Consider the following 16,178-nt stretch of genomic DNA (forward strand, 5'->3'; position numbering starts at 1 on the left):
CACCTCGTGAGGAAATCGTAGCGAAGGACGGCTGCACATCAAGAAGGCGCGGGCGCCGGCATGCCTGCTCTGCGGGCAGTGTGGCCGAAAGGACTCGCCCCGCCGCCCGCACGGAACCTGTCCCGCTCAGATCCGGAACCGCGCGATCACCGGAACATGGTCCGACGGCCGCTCCCAACCGCGCGCCGCGCGCAGCACCTCGACGCCGGCGAGCCGGTCCTCGAAGTGGGGCGAGGCCCAGACGTGGTCGAGGCGGCGACCCTTGTCGGCGGCCGACCAGTCGGCCGCGCGGTAGCTCCACCAGGTGTAGATCTTCTCCGGCACCGGGATCGCCCGGCGCATGACGTCGATCCAGGCACCGCCCTCGCGGATCGCCTCGAAGGTCTCGGTCTCGATCGGCGTGTGCGAGACGACCTTGATGAGCGCCTTGTGCGACCAGACGTCGTCGACCAGGGGGGCGATGTTGAGATCGCCGACCACCACCGAGGGGGTCTCCGCCGCACCGCTGCCGAGCCAGGCCTTCAGCTCGTCGAGGAAGGCGAGCTTGTGGGCGAACTTGTCGTTGATCGCGGGGTCCGGCTCGTCGCCGCCGGCGGGGACGTAGAAGTCGTGCAGCCGGACCGGCAGGCCGGGGACGTCGAGCGTCACCGCGAGATGGCGGGCATCGCCCTTGGCGCAGAACTCGCGGCGCTCTTCCTGGGCGAAGGGGATCTTCGAGACGATGGCGACGCCGTGATAGCCCTTCTGGCCGTTCATCGCGACGTGCTCGTAGCCGAGCTTGCGGAAGGCCGCGGCCGGGAACGAGCCGTCCGGGCACTTGGTCTCCTGCAGGCAGAGCACGTCCGGGGCATGGGAGCCGAGGAACTGCTCGACGATCGGCAGGCGCAGGCGGACGGAATTGATGTTCCAGGTGGCGATGGAGAGCGTCGACGTCAAAGGTCACCTCGTCGGGCGGGGATCGCCCGACGGGTGCGGGGATCGATCGTCAGCGGATGATGGTGCGGTCGATGAAGAACATCTTCTGATCGACCGGCTGGTTGGCCGTGACGTTGTAGATCGCCACCGCCGTATCGTAGCCCTGCGCGTCGGTCACCGTCCACTGGCGCAGCTCGTTCGACTTGCGGTCGAACACCATGGTGAGGCGCCCGTCGCCGAACACCGTCGACTGTTCCAGCACCACCGAGACCAGATCCGGCTCGAGGCTGACGCGGGTGACGCTCGCCTCCGAGGTCAGGTCGATGTGGTCGGCGAGCAGGAAGCGCAGCGGCGTCTTCGACAGCGGATAGAGATCCTGCGTCGCCTGCTTGGTGTTGCGCACCACCACGTCGACGCCGTCGGCGATGATGTCGAGGTTCGACGGCTTGGCGTAGAGGAAGCGGATCTTGCCCGGCCGCGCCATGTGGAACTCGCCCTCGGCCTTGTCGCCGTCGGGGCCGAACTGCACGAACTCGCCGGTCATGGTGCGCACGGCGTTGAAGTACTTGTTGATCGCGCCGAGCGCCTCGCGCTGCTGCGGGGTCAGGCCCGAGGGGGCGACGCCGGCGCCGCCCTGCACCGGCTTGGCGGGCTTGGCCGCGGCCTGCTGGGCCAGCGCCTGCGGCGCGAGGCCGACGACGAGACCGCCGAGGGCGAGGCCGAGGGCGACGCGGCGGGTGGGACGGTGGGTGAAGGGCATCGGGTGTCCTCGAAGACGGGTCCGGAGAGCGCCGAGGCTCGGCGCGCGAACGATTCGGAGGCCATGGTCGGCCACGACCATGGCGGAACTTCGGACGATCAGTCGACGTCGCCGCCGCCGACCAGGATGTCGCGCTTGCCGGCGTGGTTGGCGGCGCCGACGAGACCCTCCTTCTCCATCCGTTCGATCAGCGAGGCGGCCCGGTTGTAGCCGATCTGCAGACGCCGCTGGATGTAGGAGGTCGAGGCCTTGCGGTCGCGCAGCACCAGCGCCACGGCGCGATCGTAGAGATCGGCCGATTCCTCGAGACCGCCGACGTCGCCCTCCGGGCTCGCCTCGTCGTCCTCGGAGGTGATGGAGTCGAGATACTGCGGCGCGCCCTGGCGCTTGAGGTGGTGGACGATCTTCTCGACCTCGTCGTCCGACACGAACGGCCCGTGGACGCGCTGGATGCGGCCGCCGCCCGCCATGAAGAGCATGTCGCCCTGGCCGAGCAGCTGTTCGGCACCCTGCTCGCCGAGAATGGTGCGGCTGTCGATCTTCGACGTCACCTGGAAGGAGATACGGGTCGGGAAGTTGGCCTTGATCGTGCCGGTGATGACGTCGACCGAGGGGCGTTGCGTCGCCATGACGATGTGGATGCCGGCGGCACGCGCCATCTGGGCGAGACGCTGGATGGCGCCTTCGATCTCCTTGCCGGCGACCATCATCAGGTCGGCCATCTCGTCGACGACGACGACGATGTAGGGCAGCGGCTCGAGCGCCAGCTCCTCCTGCTCGAAGATCGGCTCGCCGGTGGTGCGGTGGAAGCCGGTCTGCACCTCGCGGGTCAGCACCTCGCCGCGCGCGTTGGCCTCCGCGACACGGGCGTTGAAGCCGTCGATGTTGCGCACGCCCAGCTTGGACATCTTGCGATAGCGCTCCTCCATCTCGCGCACCGTCCACTTCAGCGCCACGACCGCCTTCTTGGGGTCGGTGACGACGGGGGTGAGGAGATGAGGAATGTTGTCGTAGACCGACAGCTCGAGCATCTTCGGGTCGATCATGATCAGGCGGCACTGCTGCGGCGTCAGCCGATAGAGCAGCGACACGATCATCGTGTTGATCGCCACCGACTTGCCCGAACCGGTGGTGCCGGCGACGAGCAGATGGGGCATGCGGGCGAGGTCGGCGATGACGCTCTCGCCGCCGATCGTCTTGCCGAGGCAGAAGGCGAGCTTGGCCTTGGTGCCCTCGAACTCGCGGGATGCCAACAGCTCGCGCAGGAACACCGTCTCGCGCCGCGCATTGGGCAGCTCGATGCCGATGACGTTGCGGCCCGGCACCACGGCGACGCGCGCCGACACCGCGCTCATCGAGCGGGCGATGTCGTCGGCGAGACCGATGACGCGGGACGACTTCACGCCCGGCGCGGGTTCCAGTTCGTAGAGGGTGACGACCGGGCCGGGACGGACGTGGTTCACTTCGCCCTTGATGCCGAAGTCGTCGAGCACGCCCTCGAGCATGCCGGCGTTCGATTCCAGCACGTCCTCGGTCAGCTCCTTGTCGGGGCCGAGGCGCTTGGGCTCGGTCAAGAGCGACAGCGGCGGGAACTGCCAGCCGTGGGCGGTCTCCACCACGTCGTCGCGCATGCCGACGTCGCGGGCGCCGGGGCGCCCCGGGGTCGGCGGCTTGGCGGCCGGGGTGACGGCGACGCGGCGATCGACCACCGCGGCGGCGGGACCGCGCAAGGGGGCGCTGACGGTCGGACGTTCGACCGGGGCGACCGGCGGCGGCGCGGACGGGGCGCGGCGCAGGTCGGCGGGTTCGTCCTCGAAGGGCGGCTCCATCCAGTCGGCGGCATCGGTCTCGTGTTCCGGCTCCCACTCGTCGTGGGCGGCGGGACGCGGCGCAGGCGCGGCACGGCCGAAGCCGGGCTCGACCCGGCTCGGCTCGGCGCGGGTGCGCAGACCGACCGACGGGCGCGGCGACTCGTCCCAGGAATCGTCCTCGTCGAAGCGGCGCGACGGGCGGCGGAAACGGTCGAAGAAACGGGCGAAGGAGAAGCCGTAGCGACGGTTGTCGAGCGTGTGCGAACGGACGCCGAGGAGGCGCATCAGATTGGCCCGGGCGACCAGCACGCCGTGATGCAGCATGGCGAGCGGCATCCAGCGATCGGCCGGCTCGTCGTCCCAGTCTTCGTCGTCGTCCGAATCCTGTTCGGCGGCGATCCAGCCGAGCGCCTTGAGATCGGCCCAGGCGGTGAAGCCGACGAGGGCGACGCCGGTGACGAGATGGGCGACGTCGCCGCCGCCGAAGATCGCCAGCGGCAGACGCACCAGCATGTCGCCGACCACGCCGCCGAGACCGATCGGCAGCGGCCAGCCGCCGCCGGTCGGCAGCGTCGCCAGCGCACCCGAGGCGGTCACCAGCGCCGCCGCCCACCAGCCGGCGAAGCGGCGGTCGAAACCACCCTCGGCCGTGGTGACGAGGCGCCAGCCGACGACGATCAGCGGCGGCAGGGCGATCGCGGCCGACAGGCCGAAGAGCTGCATGGCGAGATCGGCGAAGATCGCGCCGGAACGGCCGAGCGCATTGTGCGCCGTGGTGCCGGTGGCATTGGAGAAGGACGGATCGGTCGCCGACCAGGTGGCGAGCGCCGCGGCGGCGGCGGCCACGATCGCGAAGACCGCGAGACCGGCGGCGCCGCGCAGGTTGCGCGCCAGCGCGTGGCGCATGTCGCCGGCTGGGGCGTAGCTGGGATGGGCCGAGCGGGTCGAGCGCATGAGCGTGGTCCTTCGAACGAGTTCAGCCGAGCGTTTCGACGATGCGGGCGAGCGCTTCTTCCGTCAGGGCGAGCGATTCGACCATGGCGATGCGCAGATAGCGGTCGCCGGGGTTGGTCCCCGTGGCGCCCGTGGCCGACAGATAGCCGCCGGGAATGGTGCGCACGCCCGCCTCCCGCCACAGCCGTTCGGCCACGACCTCGCCGCCGCCGAGCGCCGCCACGTCGAGCCACAGGAAGAAGCCGCCGGGCGGGGTCTGGTAGCCCCAGCGGGTGCCGAGGATGCGCGTCGCCGCCGCGAACTTGGCGTCGTAGAGCCGACGGTTCTCGACGACATGGGCCTCGTCGGAGAAAGCCGCGACCGCGACCGCCTGAATGGGACCCGGCACCTGCGGCGCCGCCATGTTGCGGAAGGCCACCCAGCGGGCGAGGAAGTCGGGATCGCCAGCGGCGAAACCGCAGCGCAGGCCCGGCAGGTTGGAGCGCTTGGAGAGCGAGTTGAAGGCGACGACGCGGTCGAGCGAGCCGGTCGCCTCCGCCGCGGCGAGCACGCCGTCGGGACGCAGCCCCTCGCGGTAGATCTCGGAATAGCACTCGTCGGCGAAGAGCATGAAGCCGTGGCGACGGGCGAGCGCGATCGCCGCCGTCCAGTCGGCCCGGCTCGCCACCGCGCCCTGCGGATTGGCCGGCGAGGCGTAGTAGAGCGCCACGGTGCGGGCGAGAAGCTCGTCCGGCAGCGCCGCGAGATCGGGCAGGAAGCCGGTCTCCGGCCCCGCGTCGACCATCACCGCCTCGCAACCGGCGGCGACCGCACCGGCGGCATAGGCCTGATAGAACGGGTTCGGCAGTAGGATCGCCGGCTTCGCCGACGTACCGGTCCAGCGCCGACGCGCCTCGAGGGCGGCGTAGAACAGGCCTTCGCGCGAGCCGTTGAGCGGCAGGATGCCGCGTTCGACGTCGACCGTGCCGGTCGCGAGGCCGAAACGGGCGGCGAGCCAGTCGGCGACGGTGCGGCGGAAGGCATCCGTACCCTTGATGGCGGGATAGCGGCCGAAACCGTCGATCTCGCGCGCCAGGACCGGCGCGACGAAGGAGGGCACCGCATGGCGCGGTTCGCCGACCGTGAGGTTGATCGGCGCCCGGCCGGGGGCGTGCGGGGCGAGCAGATCGTTCAGCCGCTGGAACGGCGAGACGAAGGCTTCGGTCGAGGCTCGGGCTTTGTCGGAGGTCATGGTCTTCCGTGCGATCGCGATTCGCCCCGAGCCTAGCCTTCGACGGTTAAACGGCTGTTAACCAAGCCGATCGGCGAGGCCGGTTCCGCGATGTCCGCGCCGCGCGGAGAAAGAAAAACCCCGGAGGTCGCCCTCCGGGGTCTCGTGTTCGCGATCCGAGGATCGGCGCGGGGGGAGGCCCCGCACCGACCGATCGGGATCAGTTGTAGGCGCGCTCGCCGTGGGTCGAGATGTCGAGACCCTCGCGCTCGCCGGACTCGGTGGCGCGGATGCCGAAGATCGCCTTGATGATGAGCAGCGAGACGAGGGTGACGACGGCCGAGAGAGCGGCCGAGGTACCGACGGCCCACAGCTGCGAGACGAGCTGGGCGGAGAGGTCGAAGGACACGGTCGAGGAAGCGTCGACCGCGGCGTAGTTGGTGATGCCGGTACCACCGAGGGCCGGGTTCACGAAGACGCCGGTCAGGATGGCGCCGACGATGCCGCCGATGCCGTGCACGCCGAAGACGTCCAGGCTGTCGTCGTACTTGAAGATCGCCTTGAGCCAGGTGACGGCCCAGAAGCAGATTACGCCGGCGGCGACGCCGATGACGATGGCGCCCATCGGGCCGGCATAGCCGGAGGCCGGGGTGACGGCGACGAGGCCGGCGACGGCACCCGAGACGGCACCCAGGGCCGAGGCATGGCCACGGATCAGGTACTCGGCGAGGGTCCAGGCGAGGGCCGCGGCGGCGGTGGCGACGATGGTGTTGAGGAAGGCGAGGGCGGTCAGGCCGTTGGCTTCCAGGTTGGAACCGGCGTTGAAGCCGAACCAGCCGACCCACAGCAGGCAGGCGCCGATGATGGTGAGCGGCAGGTTGTGCGGAGCCATGTTGTCCTTGCCCAGGCCGATGCGCGGGCCGAGGACGATACAGGCGACCAGACCGGCGACACCGGCGTTGATGTGGACGACGGTGCCGCCCGCGAAGTCGATGGCGCCCTTCTGGAAGAGGAAGCCGGCGGTGCCGGTGACGGCGTCACCGAAGTCGGCGAGCACCTTGGCGACCGCATCCTTGTTGTCGCCGGCAGCGGCGAGCGCATCGAGGAACTTCTTGGCGCTCTCTTCGCCGATGGCGGCCTTGAGCGTGTCGAGGTTCGAGGTGGCGAGCGTGTAGGCATCCGGGCCGGCCCAGAACCACACCATGTGGGCGACGGGCAGGTAGGAGAAGGTGAACCACAGCGTCAGGAACAGCAGGACCGCGCCGAACTTCATGCGCTCGGCGGTGGCGCCGATGATGAGGGCCGGGGTGATCGCAGCGAAGGTCAGCTGGAAGATCACGTAGACGAGCTCGGGAAGCACGACGCCCTTGGAGAAGGTCGCGGTGTTCGCGAAGGACATGCCGGCGGTCGGATCGGCGGTCAGCACGCCCTTCAGGAACAGCTTGTCGAAGCCGCCGATGAAGGGGTTGAGCGCTTCCGAGGCGTTGGTGCTGAAGGCCAGCGAGTAGCCGTAGACTACCCAGAGGATCGCGATCAGCGAGAAGCCGGCGAAGACCTGCATCAGGACGGAGAGGACGTTCTTGGAACGGACCAGACCGCCGTAGAAGAGGGCCAGACCCGGGATCGTCATGAGAATGACGAGCGCGGTCGAGACCAGCATCCAGGAGGTGTCGCCCTTGTTCGGCGTGGGCGCTTCGGCGAAGGCCGAGGCCGCGGAGAGGGCGAGCATGCCCGCCGCGAGGGAGGCGACGCGGGCGCCTCGGGTGAAGGACAGATCGAGCTTCATGTTCTCACTACTCCAAGGGCTCAGAGCGCTTCGGTGTCGGTTTCGCCGGTGCGGATGCGCACGGCCTGGTCGATGCCGTAGACGAAGATCTTGCCGTCGCCGATCTGGCCGGTCTTGGCGGCGGACGAGATCGCCGCGACCACCTTCTCGACCTGGTCGGAGTTGACCGCGATCTCGATCTTGATCTTCGGCAGGAAGCTCACGGCGTATTCGGTGCCGCGATAGATCTCGGTGTGACCCTTCTGTCGGCCGTAGCCCTTGACTTCGGTGACGGTCAGTCCCTGCACGCCGATCGCGGTGAGGGCGTCGCGCACCTCGTCCAGCTTGAACGGCTTGATGATGGCCACTACGAACTTCATGTGGTGGATCCCGTTTCCCTGTGTCCGACCGGAAGGGTCGGAGCCGACTAAAGATCGGTGCGGGCGGGTGAAGGCCCGGCCGACGCCGAGCCTCTGCTTTCAAGTCTCGTGCCAACTGCCGGCGAGACGCGGATTTCCGCAGAAATCAATGATTTCGCAACACCTGTGGCACGCGCCGCATCGCCCCGACCGGTGCGGTGCAGCGAGGCGTGATCAATATTTGGGCAGGGCTTGGGAAAAAGCGGCCGAATCACGGCGAATCACGTCTCGCATATGCTCGAGAATTGGGCGGCTGCTCGATCGCGCGACGTTTCCGCCGGAAAACCGCGGAGTTTCCGCGGTCCGGCGATTCCCCGGCGGGCAGACTGACTCGGTTTCGGGCAGGTCAGCCGGGCGTGCCGGCGGTGCGCGGCGTGGTCTGCCGCATCAGGCCTTCCTGGGCGGCGGAGACGACGAGGCGGCCGTCGCGGGTCCACAGCGAGCCGCGGCAGAAGCCGCGGGCGCCACCGGAGAACGGGCTGTCCTGATCGTAGAGCAGCCAGTCGTCGGCCCGGAACGGCGCGTGGAACCACATGGCGTGGTCGAGGCTGGCGAGCTGCAGCGAGCGGTCGAACACCGAGCGACCGTGGGCGAAGAGCGCGGTGTCGAACAGCGTCATGTCCGAGGCATAGGCCAGCACCGCGGCGTGGATCGCCGGATCGTCGGGCAGCGGCCCGGTGGTGCGGACCCAGACCTGCTGGCGCGGCGGCAGCGGCCGGTCGGAGAGATAGTGGGTGACGTCGGTGGGGCGCAGCTCGATCGGTCGTTCGCGCCGCCAATAGGCCTGGACGTTCTCCGGCGCGCCGGCGAGCATGCGTTCGCGCAGTTCCCTCTCGCCCGGCAGGCTCTCGGGATCGGGCGCCTCGGGCATGGTCACGGAGTGGGTGAGTGCGTCGGTCTCGGCCTGATGGAACGAGGCGATCATCGCGAAGATCGTCGCACCGTGCTGGATCGCCTCGACCCGCCGGGTGGTGAAGGAGCCGCCGTCGCGGACGCGTTCGACCCGGTAGACGATCGGGATGGTCGGATCGCCGGGGCGGAGGAAATAGCCGTGCAGCGAATGCACCGACCGGCGCGAGACGGTGCGGATCGCCGCCACCAGCGCCTGGCCGATGACCTGCCCACCGAAGACGCGCTGCCAGCCGACCTGCGGGCTGCGACCGCGGAAGAGGTCGAGTTCGAGGGTCTCGAGGTCGAGAATGTCGAGGAGACCGGCGACGGCATCGTTCATCGGCGTGGGATCCTGCCCGAAGCGGAAGGGTGATGACGCAAGCGTTGGCATCCGCCGGACGGTGCGTCAAGCGCCGCCCGGAATGGCGGCGATGCGGCAAACGTGGTCGAAGTGCCCCGGCCGCGCTATGTCGAGAGCAACGACGGTCGGTGGGAGGACGAGGGATGGCGCACGCGTTCGATTGCATCGTGGCGGGTGGCGGCCACGTCGGCATCACCACCGCGCTGGCGATGAAACGAGCCGATCCGCGCATGCGGGTGGCCCTGGTCGATCCGACCCCGGCGGGCACCGCCGTCGACGGACGCGCCTCGGCGATCGCCGCGGCGGGACGACGGCTCTTCGACCATCTCGGCGCCTGGGCGGGGATGGCGGAGGCCGCCCAGCCGATCCACGACATGGTGATCACCGACAGCCGCCTCGACGACGCGATCCGGCCGGTGTTCCTGACCTTCGGCGGCACGCTCGACGGCGGCGAGCCCTTCGCCCACATGGTCGACAACGCCGCGATGGTCGCGGCGCTGCTCGCTGCGGCGCGGACGGCCGGCGTCGAGATCCTGATGCCGGAACGGGTGGCCGGCTTCGCCGTCGAAGGGTCGGCGGTCGCGGTCGAACTCGGGTCGGGCCGGACCGTGCGGACGGGCCTGCTGGTCGCCGCCGACGGCGCCCGCTCGCGCCTGCGCGATCTCGCCGGCATCGGGATCGTCCACACCGAACGCGGCCGTTCGGGCATCGTCCTGACGGTCGCCCACGAACGACCGCACGAGGGGCGGGCGTGGGAGCACTTCCTGCCGGCCGGCCCCTTCGCGATCCTGCCGCTCACCGACGACGCCGAGGGCCGGCATCGCTCGTCGCTGGTGTGGACCGAAGCGACCGAGACCGCGGCACGACTGGTCGAGGGCGACGACTTCGTGCTCCGCGCCGAACTCGAACGTCGCTTCGGTCGCGAACTCGGCACGGTCACACCGCTCGGGCGCGCCAGAGCCTTCCCGCTCGGTCTGACGCTGGCCCGCGACTGGGTCAAACCCCGCTTCGCGCTGGTCGGCGACGCCGCCCATGCGATCCCGCCGGTCGCCGGCCAGGGCCTCAACATCGGCCTGCGCGACGCGGCGGTGCTGGCCGAGGTGGTGGTCGACGCGCGGCGCCTGGGGCTCGATCCCGGCCGCATCGACGTGCTCGAGACCTATGCGCGGCGGCGGCGCTTCGACGCGGTCGAGATGGGGGCGACGAGCGAGATCCTCGACCGGCTCTTCGCCATCGATCTGCCGCCGATCCGGGCGCTGCGCGACGTCGGTCTCGGTCTGGTCGACCGCATGGGCGTGCTCAAGGACCGCTTCGTGCAGGTTGCGGCGGGCGTCGTCGGCGACGTGCCGCGATCGATGCGCGGCGATCGGTGACGACGCCGTCACCCGAGAGGCGTCGATGAACGGAAGCTGAATTGATCCCTCAGAAGGGGTTCAGGGGCGGTGTGACAGATTGCGATCGTTCCCGACGGGGCAGGCGACGGTGTCGTCCCCCTCGGACCCACGATCGAGCCCCGGAGGCCGTCATGCATTCGATCATCCGCAAGTCGCTGCTGGCGATCGTCACGGTCGCTTCCGTCATCGGTGCCGGCGCCGTCGCGCCGGCCGCCGCCCAGGGTTGGGGCGGGTGGGATCGCGGCGGCTGGCATCGCGGTGGTTGGGACCGCGGTGGCTGGGATCGCGGCTGGGGCGGGCCCCGCCATCACCACCACTGGTACCGCGAGCGGTGCTGGATCGAGTATCGCCCGGTGCGCGTCTTCACCCCCTGGGGCCCGCGCTGGGAGCAGTCCCGAGTCCGCATCTGCCGCTGACCGGAACCATCGCCGAAAGGCGCCGCACTGACCGGCGGCTCCGTCGAAAGATGGGCGAAACACACGGCATTTCGGGTCGACCGCATCGGTCCGGCGTGTCAGACTTCCACCGTCGGCCGAGGTTCGGCCGGCCAAGGGCGGATCGATCCGTTCACGCGGGTCGCCGTCGAATACGGGGCGAACCGAGACGTTCGTTCCGTCGTCGAGCACGTCGGACAAACCGGCGCGCCGAACCTCCGGGAGGGGTTCATGTCGCTTCTGTCGAAAGCCACCACCTTCGGCTTCCTCGCCGCCCTGGCGATCGGAGCCGCCGTCACCTCGGCCACGCCGGCCGCCGCCCAGCCCTGGGGCGGTCCGGGCTGGAACCGGCCGCATCATCGCCACTGGGCGCCGCCGCCGCGCCGCTGCTGGGTCGAGGAGCGCCGCGTGCGCGTCATGACCCCCTGGGGCCCGCGCTGGGAGCGCCGGACGGTACGCGTCTGCCGCTGAACCGACGGCACATCGTGATCATGACGAACGGCGCCCCTCGGGGCGCCGTTCCTCGTTTCCGGTTCGGGTTCGGCGATCACTGTCGCGACGGCTGGACCAGACGGACGCGGGCCGCCTCGTCGGCGATCGGATCGGGCATCGCGGCGTGGCGCGTGCGGGTCTCGACGACCCGGCGCAGACGGCTCCAGGCCCGCGCCCTCCCCTCGGCACCGATGGCGGCGAGCAACTCGCGCCCGGCACCGCGGCCGCGCCGATCGGGTCGGACGAAGACCGTCTCGAGCAGACCGGTCTCGAGGCCGGTCAGGCAATCGGTCAACTCGTGGACGACGGCGAAACCGACCAGCTCGCCGTCGAGCCGGGCGCCGAACAGGCGGATGCGCGGATCGGCGAGGAGGCGTTCGGCCCAGTAGCGATCCGGGCGCGGCGGCGAACCGCCGTTTGTCTCCTGGACATGGGCGGCGATCAGCGCGGCCAGCGCGCCGGCATGATCGGACGACAGACGCAGGACGTCGGGACTCGTCATCGCGAAAACCTCCAGCCAGAGGTACGTCGACGAAGTGTCCCTCCGTCGCCGCGATCTGGCAAGACGTCTTCGTGATGTTTCAGCCGCTTGGCGTCAGTGGCTCGCCGCCAGCGCCTCGTCGATCTTCGGACCGAGCACCGCGCGGATCGCCCCGTCGGAGAGCGGGCCGATGAACTTGTGCACGATGACGCCGTCGGCGCGCACGACATAGGTCTCCGGCACGCCGTAGACGCCCCAGTCGATGCCGACGCGGCCCTTCTGGTCGAGGCCGGCGGCGACATAAGGATTGCCCATGTCGCGCAGCCAGCGCGCCGCGTTGGCGGGCTCGTCCTTGTAGGCGATGCCGACGAGGCGGACGCGCGGGTCCTTGGCCAGCCGCTTCAAGGTCTCGTGCTCGGTGCGGCACTCGACGCACCACGAGGCCCAGAAGTTGACGATCGTCACCTTGCCGGGACCGGGCGCGCGCAGGTCGGCGGCCGAGAGCCCCGGCATGGCGGACCCGTCCCCGAGCGTCGCCGGCACCGGCGGCAGGGCGAATTCGGGCGCCGTCTTGCCGATCAGCACCGAGGGCAGCGACGACGGATCGCCGCCCTTCTCCAGCTTGTAGAGGAAGAATCCGGCGAGCACGGCGAAGATCGCCAGCGGCAGCACGACGACGAGGCGCGAACGAGGCGCCGACGCCTCGGCGGTCGACGCGGTCTGGGTGTCGAGTTCGGTCACGAGGCGTCTCCCTGCGGGCCGGAGCGGGACCGGCGGCGGACGCCGCGGGCTTCGAGTTCGTCGAGGGCACGGCGCTGGGCGCGCCCGTCGAGCGCCACCCACACGAAGAGGACGACGACGACCAGAACGGAGAGACCGTAGGCGGCGAGAATGAATCCGGCGTGGTTGCCCATGATCACTCGGTCCATTTCTTGTTGGTCGCTGCGCCGCGCGCGATCGAGTTGGGGGCGAGCATGGTGTCACTCCGCTCCCGCGGCTTCGATCATCCGCATGGTGCGGATGCGACGACGGATGATCTCGTTGCGCATCGCCATCAGGTGGATGACGACGAAGAGCAGGCTGAAGGCCACCGCCATGATCAGCAGCGGTACCAGCATCGAGGCGTCGATGGTCGAACCGCCCATGCGGAAGACCGATGCCGGCTGATGCAGCGTGTTCCACCAGTCGACCGAGAACTTGATGATCGGGATGTTCACGACGCCGACCAGCGTCAGCACGGCGGTCGCCTTGGCGGCGCGCAGCGGGTCCTCGATCGTCTCCTGCAGCGCGATCAGGCCGAGATACATGATGAAGAGCACCAGCACCGAGGTGAGGCGGGCGTCCCACACCCACCAGGTGCCCCACATCGGCTTGCCCCACAGCGAACCGGTGGCGAGCGCCAGGAAGGTGAAGGCGGCGCCGATCGGCGCGGCGCACTTGGCCGAGACGTCGGCGAGCGGGTGGCGCCAGACCAGCGTGCCGAGCGCCGAGGCGGCCATCGTCATGTAGCAGAACATCGACAGCCACGCGAAGGGCACGTGGATGTACATGATCTTGACGGTCTCGCCCTGCTGGTAGTCCGCCGGCGCGCGGAAGAAGACGAGCCACAGGCCGACGGCGAAGGTGAGCGCCGTCACGCCCACCAGCCACGGCAGAGCCTTGTCGACCAACCCCATGAAGCGGGTCGGGTTGGCATAGTCGATCAGACGCATCGCTTCGTCCCGAAGTCTGCCCTCGCGGGCGGTTGTTCCGGCCGCGACGCCCCTCGTGCGCGGCCAGCGGTGGTCCGGACTCGTTCTAGATCGGGTCCGCGACGGCATCAATGCGTCGAAGCGCCGACTTTCGCCTTGCGCGGGATCAAGTCCGCGTGGGGTGCCCGCGAGGTGACGCGCGCAGCCCCGAGACGCGGCGGCGCCTCACTCTCCCATATGGCGCAGCGCCGCTGCGCCGGCGACCGGGCCGAGCACCAGGGCGAAGAGGCCGAGGGCGGAGAGGATCGAGAAGGGCGTCGAGAACGGCATGGTGCCATAGAGCACCGCCGTCGCCGAGGAGACGCCGAAGATCATCACCGGCACGGTCAGCGGCAGCACCAGAATGGCGAGCAGCAGACCGCCGCGCTTCAGCGTGACGGTCAGCGCCGCACCGATCGCGCCGGTGAAGGTCAGCGCCGGCGTGCCGACCAGCAGCGTCAGCGTCGTCGCGGCGATCGCTTCGGGCTCCATGTTCATGAAGACGGCGAGGAGCGGCGAGGCGATCACCAGCGGCAGGCCGGTCGCCGCCCAATGGGCGAGGCACTTGACGAGGATCACCAGCTCGAGCGGCGTCTCGCCCATCAGGATCAGGTCGAGACCGCCGTCGTCGCGATCGACCTGGAAGAGCCGGTCGAGCGACAGCAGCGTCGCCAGCAGCGCGCCGATCCACAGGATCGCCGGGCCGATGCGGGCCAGCAGATTGAGATCCGGGCCGACGCCGAAGGGCACGACGGTGACGACGATCAGGAAGAACAGCGCCCCCATCAGCGCACCACCGCCGACACGGGTGGCGATCTTCCATTCGCGGCCGAAGAGGGCGAGGAGCGCGTTCATGCCGCCGCTCCCACGGTCGCAGGCCCGAGGCGGATGCCCTCCATCCGGGGAAACGGCAGCGCGAGATGGGTCGCCGCGACGACGAGGCCGCCGGCATCGAGATGCTCGCCGACGATCGCGATGAGCCGCGCCTCCGAGGCCGCATCGAGCGCCGAGGTCGGCTCGTCGAGGAGCCAGATCGGACGCCTGGTGACGAGCAGCCGGGCGAAGGCGAGGCGACGGCGCTGGCCGGCGGAGAGATAGGCGGCCGGCAGATCGATCAACCGGGCGAGGCCGACCCGATCGAGCGCATCGATGACGCTCTCGCCGGCGACACCGGAGAAGTCGCGCCAGAAGGCGAGGTTCTCGCGCACCGAAAGCTGGTTCTTGAGCGCGTCCTGATGGCCGAAATAGTGGCACTGCTGCGGGATCGACAGCTCGGGGTCGCCGCCCTCGATCCGCATCTCGCCCGAGACCGGGTGCAGCAGGCCGGCGATCAGCCGCAGCAGCGTCGACTTGCCGGCCCCGTTCGAGCCCGTCACCACCAGAGCGACACCGGCACGCGCCTCGAAGGAGAGATCGGCGAGCACGCGCCGACCACCGCGATCGAGCGTCAGCTCTTCGCCCTCGAGACGGACGACGGGTGCTGCCATGCGGGCGCTCTCCTGGGCGTTGCGGCCGGTCACGGCCGCGGGGTCTTCTTCCTAGGGCATCGCCCGTCCGGCGGCAACGGCGGGGCTTCCCCGACCTCGCGCCGGTCTCACCCGGAATTGACTGGCGAGGCGCGGTAGGGCTCCCTATCGTCGAATCTCGGGTAGGCCGATCGGCAGAGAGCAGGCGTTCGGTGAACAGGATCATTTCCCTTGTGGCGGCAATCGCCGGTGCGGCAACGTCGGTGACATTCGCGACGGCGGGAGAGGCTTCGCCTTCGGAACGGCCGATCGCGGTCGTCGAACTCTTCACCAGCCAGGGCTGCGCCAACTGCCCGCCCGCCGACGCCTTCCTGTCGGAACTGGCGCACGAGAACGACGTCGTCGCACTCTCCTATCCCGTCGACTACTGGGACTATCTGGGCTGGAAGGATACCGCCGCCAAGCCCGAGTTCGCCCTGCGCCAGAAGGGCTACGCCGGCCGCCGCGGCGATCGCGACATCTTCACGCCCCAGGTCGTGGTCAACGGCCGCGCCCAGCTCGTCGGCTCCGACCGCGAGAGGATCCGCCGCGAGATCTCGATCGGCTCCGAGATGCGCCGCGACCTCACGGTCGCCGTCGACGTCGAATCGACCGCCGAGGCGGTGAAGATCCATCTGCCGTCGGCCAAGTCGGGCGAACCGGTGCACGCGACCGTGCTGCTGGTGCGCTACGACCATTCCCGCTCGGTGGCGGTCGGCCGCGGCGAGAACACCGGGCGGACGCTGACCTACGCCCATCTGGTGCGCTCCATCCTGCCGATCGGCATGTGGAAGGGGCAGGAACTGACGCTGGAACTGCCGCGTCAGGAGACGCCGGCCGACCCCAATCTCGGCTGCGCCGTGCTGGTCCAGCTGGAAAAGGACGGCCTCCCCGGCCCGATCCTCGGCGCCCGCACCTGCTCGGCCCAGTCGTCGAGCTGAAGGGGGCTGGCGGGATCCGGCAGATCGCTTCGCGATGCCGGATCCGACACGTCGAAAATGCCCTTGTTCGGACAGGACCTTTTCGACGCGTGGAATGCGAAATGCCGATCTGTCG

General features: G+C 69.9%; 17 protein-coding genes. 4 read left to right on the plus strand and 13 right to left on the minus strand.

Annotated elements, in window-relative coordinates; genetic code table 11:
* Positions 1-126: 126 nt before the first annotated feature.
* The 7 genes from ACT53U_RS14625 to tesB all read right to left on the minus strand — a co-directional run bounded on the left by ACT53U_RS14625 (position 127) and on the right by tesB (position 9,065).
* Positions 127-936 (minus strand): exodeoxyribonuclease III, encoded by an 810-nt coding sequence (locus tag ACT53U_RS14625; protein ID WP_476156241.1) that lies wholly within the window; start codon positions 934-936, stop codon positions 127-129.
* A 49-nt stretch (positions 937-985) separates the two neighbouring features.
* Positions 986-1,675: an outer-membrane lipoprotein carrier protein LolA gene (locus ACT53U_RS14630; RefSeq protein ID WP_476156243.1), complete on the minus strand. Its 690-nt coding sequence runs from the start codon at positions 1,673-1,675 to the stop codon at positions 986-988.
* 98 nt (positions 1,676-1,773) lie between these two features.
* On the minus strand, positions 1,774-4,440 hold the full coding sequence (locus tag ACT53U_RS14635) for a DNA translocase FtsK 4TM domain-containing protein (protein WP_476156245.1): 2,667 nt from the start codon (positions 4,438-4,440) through the stop codon (positions 1,774-1,776).
* Between the two features lie 22 nt (positions 4,441-4,462).
* A complete protein-coding gene (locus tag ACT53U_RS14640; RefSeq protein ID WP_476156247.1) occupies positions 4,463-5,671 on the minus strand; it encodes an aminotransferase class I/II-fold pyridoxal phosphate-dependent enzyme in 1,209 nt (402 codons plus the stop codon).
* Positions 5,672-5,870: 199 nt separating this feature from the next.
* Positions 5,871-7,424, minus strand: a complete 1,554-nt coding sequence (locus ACT53U_RS14645) for an ammonium transporter (RefSeq protein WP_476156368.1) — start codon at positions 7,422-7,424, stop codon at positions 5,871-5,873.
* Between the two features lie 32 nt (positions 7,425-7,456).
* Positions 7,457-7,795 (minus strand): P-II family nitrogen regulator, encoded by a 339-nt coding sequence (locus tag ACT53U_RS14650; RefSeq protein WP_476133732.1) that lies wholly within the window; start codon positions 7,793-7,795, stop codon positions 7,457-7,459.
* Positions 7,796-8,180: 385 nt separating this feature from the next.
* On the minus strand, positions 8,181-9,065 hold the full coding sequence (gene tesB, locus ACT53U_RS14655; protein WP_476156249.1) for an acyl-CoA thioesterase II: 885 nt from the start codon (positions 9,063-9,065) through the stop codon (positions 8,181-8,183).
* Between the two features lie 164 nt (positions 9,066-9,229).
* On the opposite strand from tesB, the gene ACT53U_RS14660 reads away from it, so the two are divergent.
* From ACT53U_RS14660 to ACT53U_RS14670, 3 genes are all read left to right on the plus strand, one after another.
* Complete coding sequence (locus ACT53U_RS14660) at positions 9,230-10,459, plus strand: FAD-dependent monooxygenase (protein ID WP_476156250.1); 1,230 nt, start codon at positions 9,230-9,232, stop codon at positions 10,457-10,459.
* 152 nt (positions 10,460-10,611) lie between these two features.
* A complete protein-coding gene (locus ACT53U_RS14665; protein WP_476156252.1) occupies positions 10,612-10,896 on the plus strand; it encodes a sulfur globule protein precursor in 285 nt (94 codons plus the stop codon).
* A 249-nt stretch (positions 10,897-11,145) separates the two neighbouring features.
* Entirely contained in the window at positions 11,146-11,385 is a 240-nt protein-coding gene (locus ACT53U_RS14670) for a hypothetical protein (RefSeq protein ID WP_476156254.1), read from the plus strand.
* A 76-nt stretch (positions 11,386-11,461) separates the two neighbouring features.
* Here ACT53U_RS14670 and ACT53U_RS14675 read toward each other — a convergent pair whose 3' ends face one another.
* The 6 genes from ACT53U_RS14675 to ccmA all read right to left on the minus strand — a co-directional run bounded on the left by ACT53U_RS14675 (position 11,462) and on the right by ccmA (position 15,104).
* Positions 11,462-11,908 (minus strand): GNAT family N-acetyltransferase, encoded by a 447-nt coding sequence (locus ACT53U_RS14675; protein ID WP_476156256.1) that lies wholly within the window; start codon positions 11,906-11,908, stop codon positions 11,462-11,464.
* A 93-nt stretch (positions 11,909-12,001) separates the two neighbouring features.
* The gene (locus tag ACT53U_RS14680) at positions 12,002-12,628 is read right to left on the minus strand and encodes a DsbE family thiol:disulfide interchange protein (protein ID WP_476156258.1); all 627 of its coding nucleotides are present in this window, start codon (positions 12,626-12,628) and stop codon (positions 12,002-12,004) included.
* The gene (gene ccmD, locus ACT53U_RS14685) at positions 12,625-12,816 is read right to left on the minus strand and encodes a heme exporter protein CcmD (RefSeq protein ID WP_476156260.1); all 192 of its coding nucleotides are present in this window, start codon (positions 12,814-12,816) and stop codon (positions 12,625-12,627) included. Before ccmD ends, ACT53U_RS14680 begins: the two co-directional genes overlap by 4 nt.
* Positions 12,817-12,867: 51 nt before the next feature.
* On the minus strand, positions 12,868-13,599 hold the full coding sequence (locus ACT53U_RS14690) for a heme ABC transporter permease (protein ID WP_476156262.1): 732 nt from the start codon (positions 13,597-13,599) through the stop codon (positions 12,868-12,870).
* Between the two features lie 204 nt (positions 13,600-13,803).
* Positions 13,804-14,472 carry a heme exporter protein CcmB gene (ccmB, locus tag ACT53U_RS14695; protein ID WP_476156264.1) on the minus strand — a complete coding sequence of 223 codons (669 nt, stop codon included), beginning with the start codon at positions 14,470-14,472 and terminating at the stop codon, positions 13,804-13,806.
* Positions 14,469-15,104, minus strand: a complete 636-nt coding sequence (gene ccmA / locus ACT53U_RS14700) for a heme ABC exporter ATP-binding protein CcmA (protein ID WP_476156266.1) — start codon at positions 15,102-15,104, stop codon at positions 14,469-14,471. The genes ccmB and ccmA overlap by 4 nt, the downstream gene beginning before the upstream one ends.
* Positions 15,105-15,295: 191 nt before the next feature.
* Between ccmA and ACT53U_RS14705 the strand changes: the two genes are divergently transcribed.
* Positions 15,296-16,063: a DUF1223 domain-containing protein gene (locus ACT53U_RS14705; protein WP_476156268.1), complete on the plus strand. Its 768-nt coding sequence runs from the start codon at positions 15,296-15,298 to the stop codon at positions 16,061-16,063.
* Positions 16,064-16,178: the final 115 nt, after the last annotated feature.

The organism is Pinisolibacter sp. DMC19 (assembly GCF_056313985.1).

Bases quoted from the DNA above. Each gene is read 5' to 3' on its own strand.
- ACT53U_RS14630 (WP_476156243.1), bottom strand. From the start codon at position 1,675: ATGCCCTTCACCCACCGTCCCACCCGCCGCGTCGCCCTCGGCCTCGCC.
- ACT53U_RS14635 (WP_476156245.1), bottom strand. From the start codon at position 4,440: ATGCGCTCGACCCGCTCGGCCCATCCCAGCTACGCCCCAGCCGGCGAC.
- ACT53U_RS14640 (WP_476156247.1), bottom strand. From the start codon at position 5,671: ATGACCTCCGACAAAGCCCGAGCCTCGACCGAAGCCTTCGTCTCGCCG.
- ACT53U_RS14650 (WP_476133732.1), bottom strand. From the start codon at position 7,795: ATGAAGTTCGTAGTGGCCATCATCAAGCCGTTCAAGCTGGACGAGGTG.
- tesB (WP_476156249.1), bottom strand. From the start codon at position 9,065: ATGAACGATGCCGTCGCCGGTCTCCTCGACATTCTCGACCTCGAGACC.
- ACT53U_RS14660 (WP_476156250.1), top strand. From the start codon at position 9,230: ATGGCGCACGCGTTCGATTGCATCGTGGCGGGTGGCGGCCACGTCGGC.
- ACT53U_RS14665 (WP_476156252.1), top strand. From the start codon at position 10,612: ATGCATTCGATCATCCGCAAGTCGCTGCTGGCGATCGTCACGGTCGCT.
- ACT53U_RS14670 (WP_476156254.1), top strand. From the start codon at position 11,146: ATGTCGCTTCTGTCGAAAGCCACCACCTTCGGCTTCCTCGCCGCCCTG.
- ACT53U_RS14675 (WP_476156256.1), bottom strand. From the start codon at position 11,908: ATGACGAGTCCCGACGTCCTGCGTCTGTCGTCCGATCATGCCGGCGCG.
- ccmD (WP_476156260.1), bottom strand. From the start codon at position 12,816: ATGGACCGAGTGATCATGGGCAACCACGCCGGATTCATTCTCGCCGCC.
- ACT53U_RS14690 (WP_476156262.1), bottom strand. From the start codon at position 13,599: ATGCGTCTGATCGACTATGCCAACCCGACCCGCTTCATGGGGTTGGTC.
- ccmB (WP_476156264.1), bottom strand. From the start codon at position 14,472: ATGAACGCGCTCCTCGCCCTCTTCGGCCGCGAATGGAAGATCGCCACC.
- ccmA (WP_476156266.1), bottom strand. From the start codon at position 15,104: ATGGCAGCACCCGTCGTCCGTCTCGAGGGCGAAGAGCTGACGCTCGAT.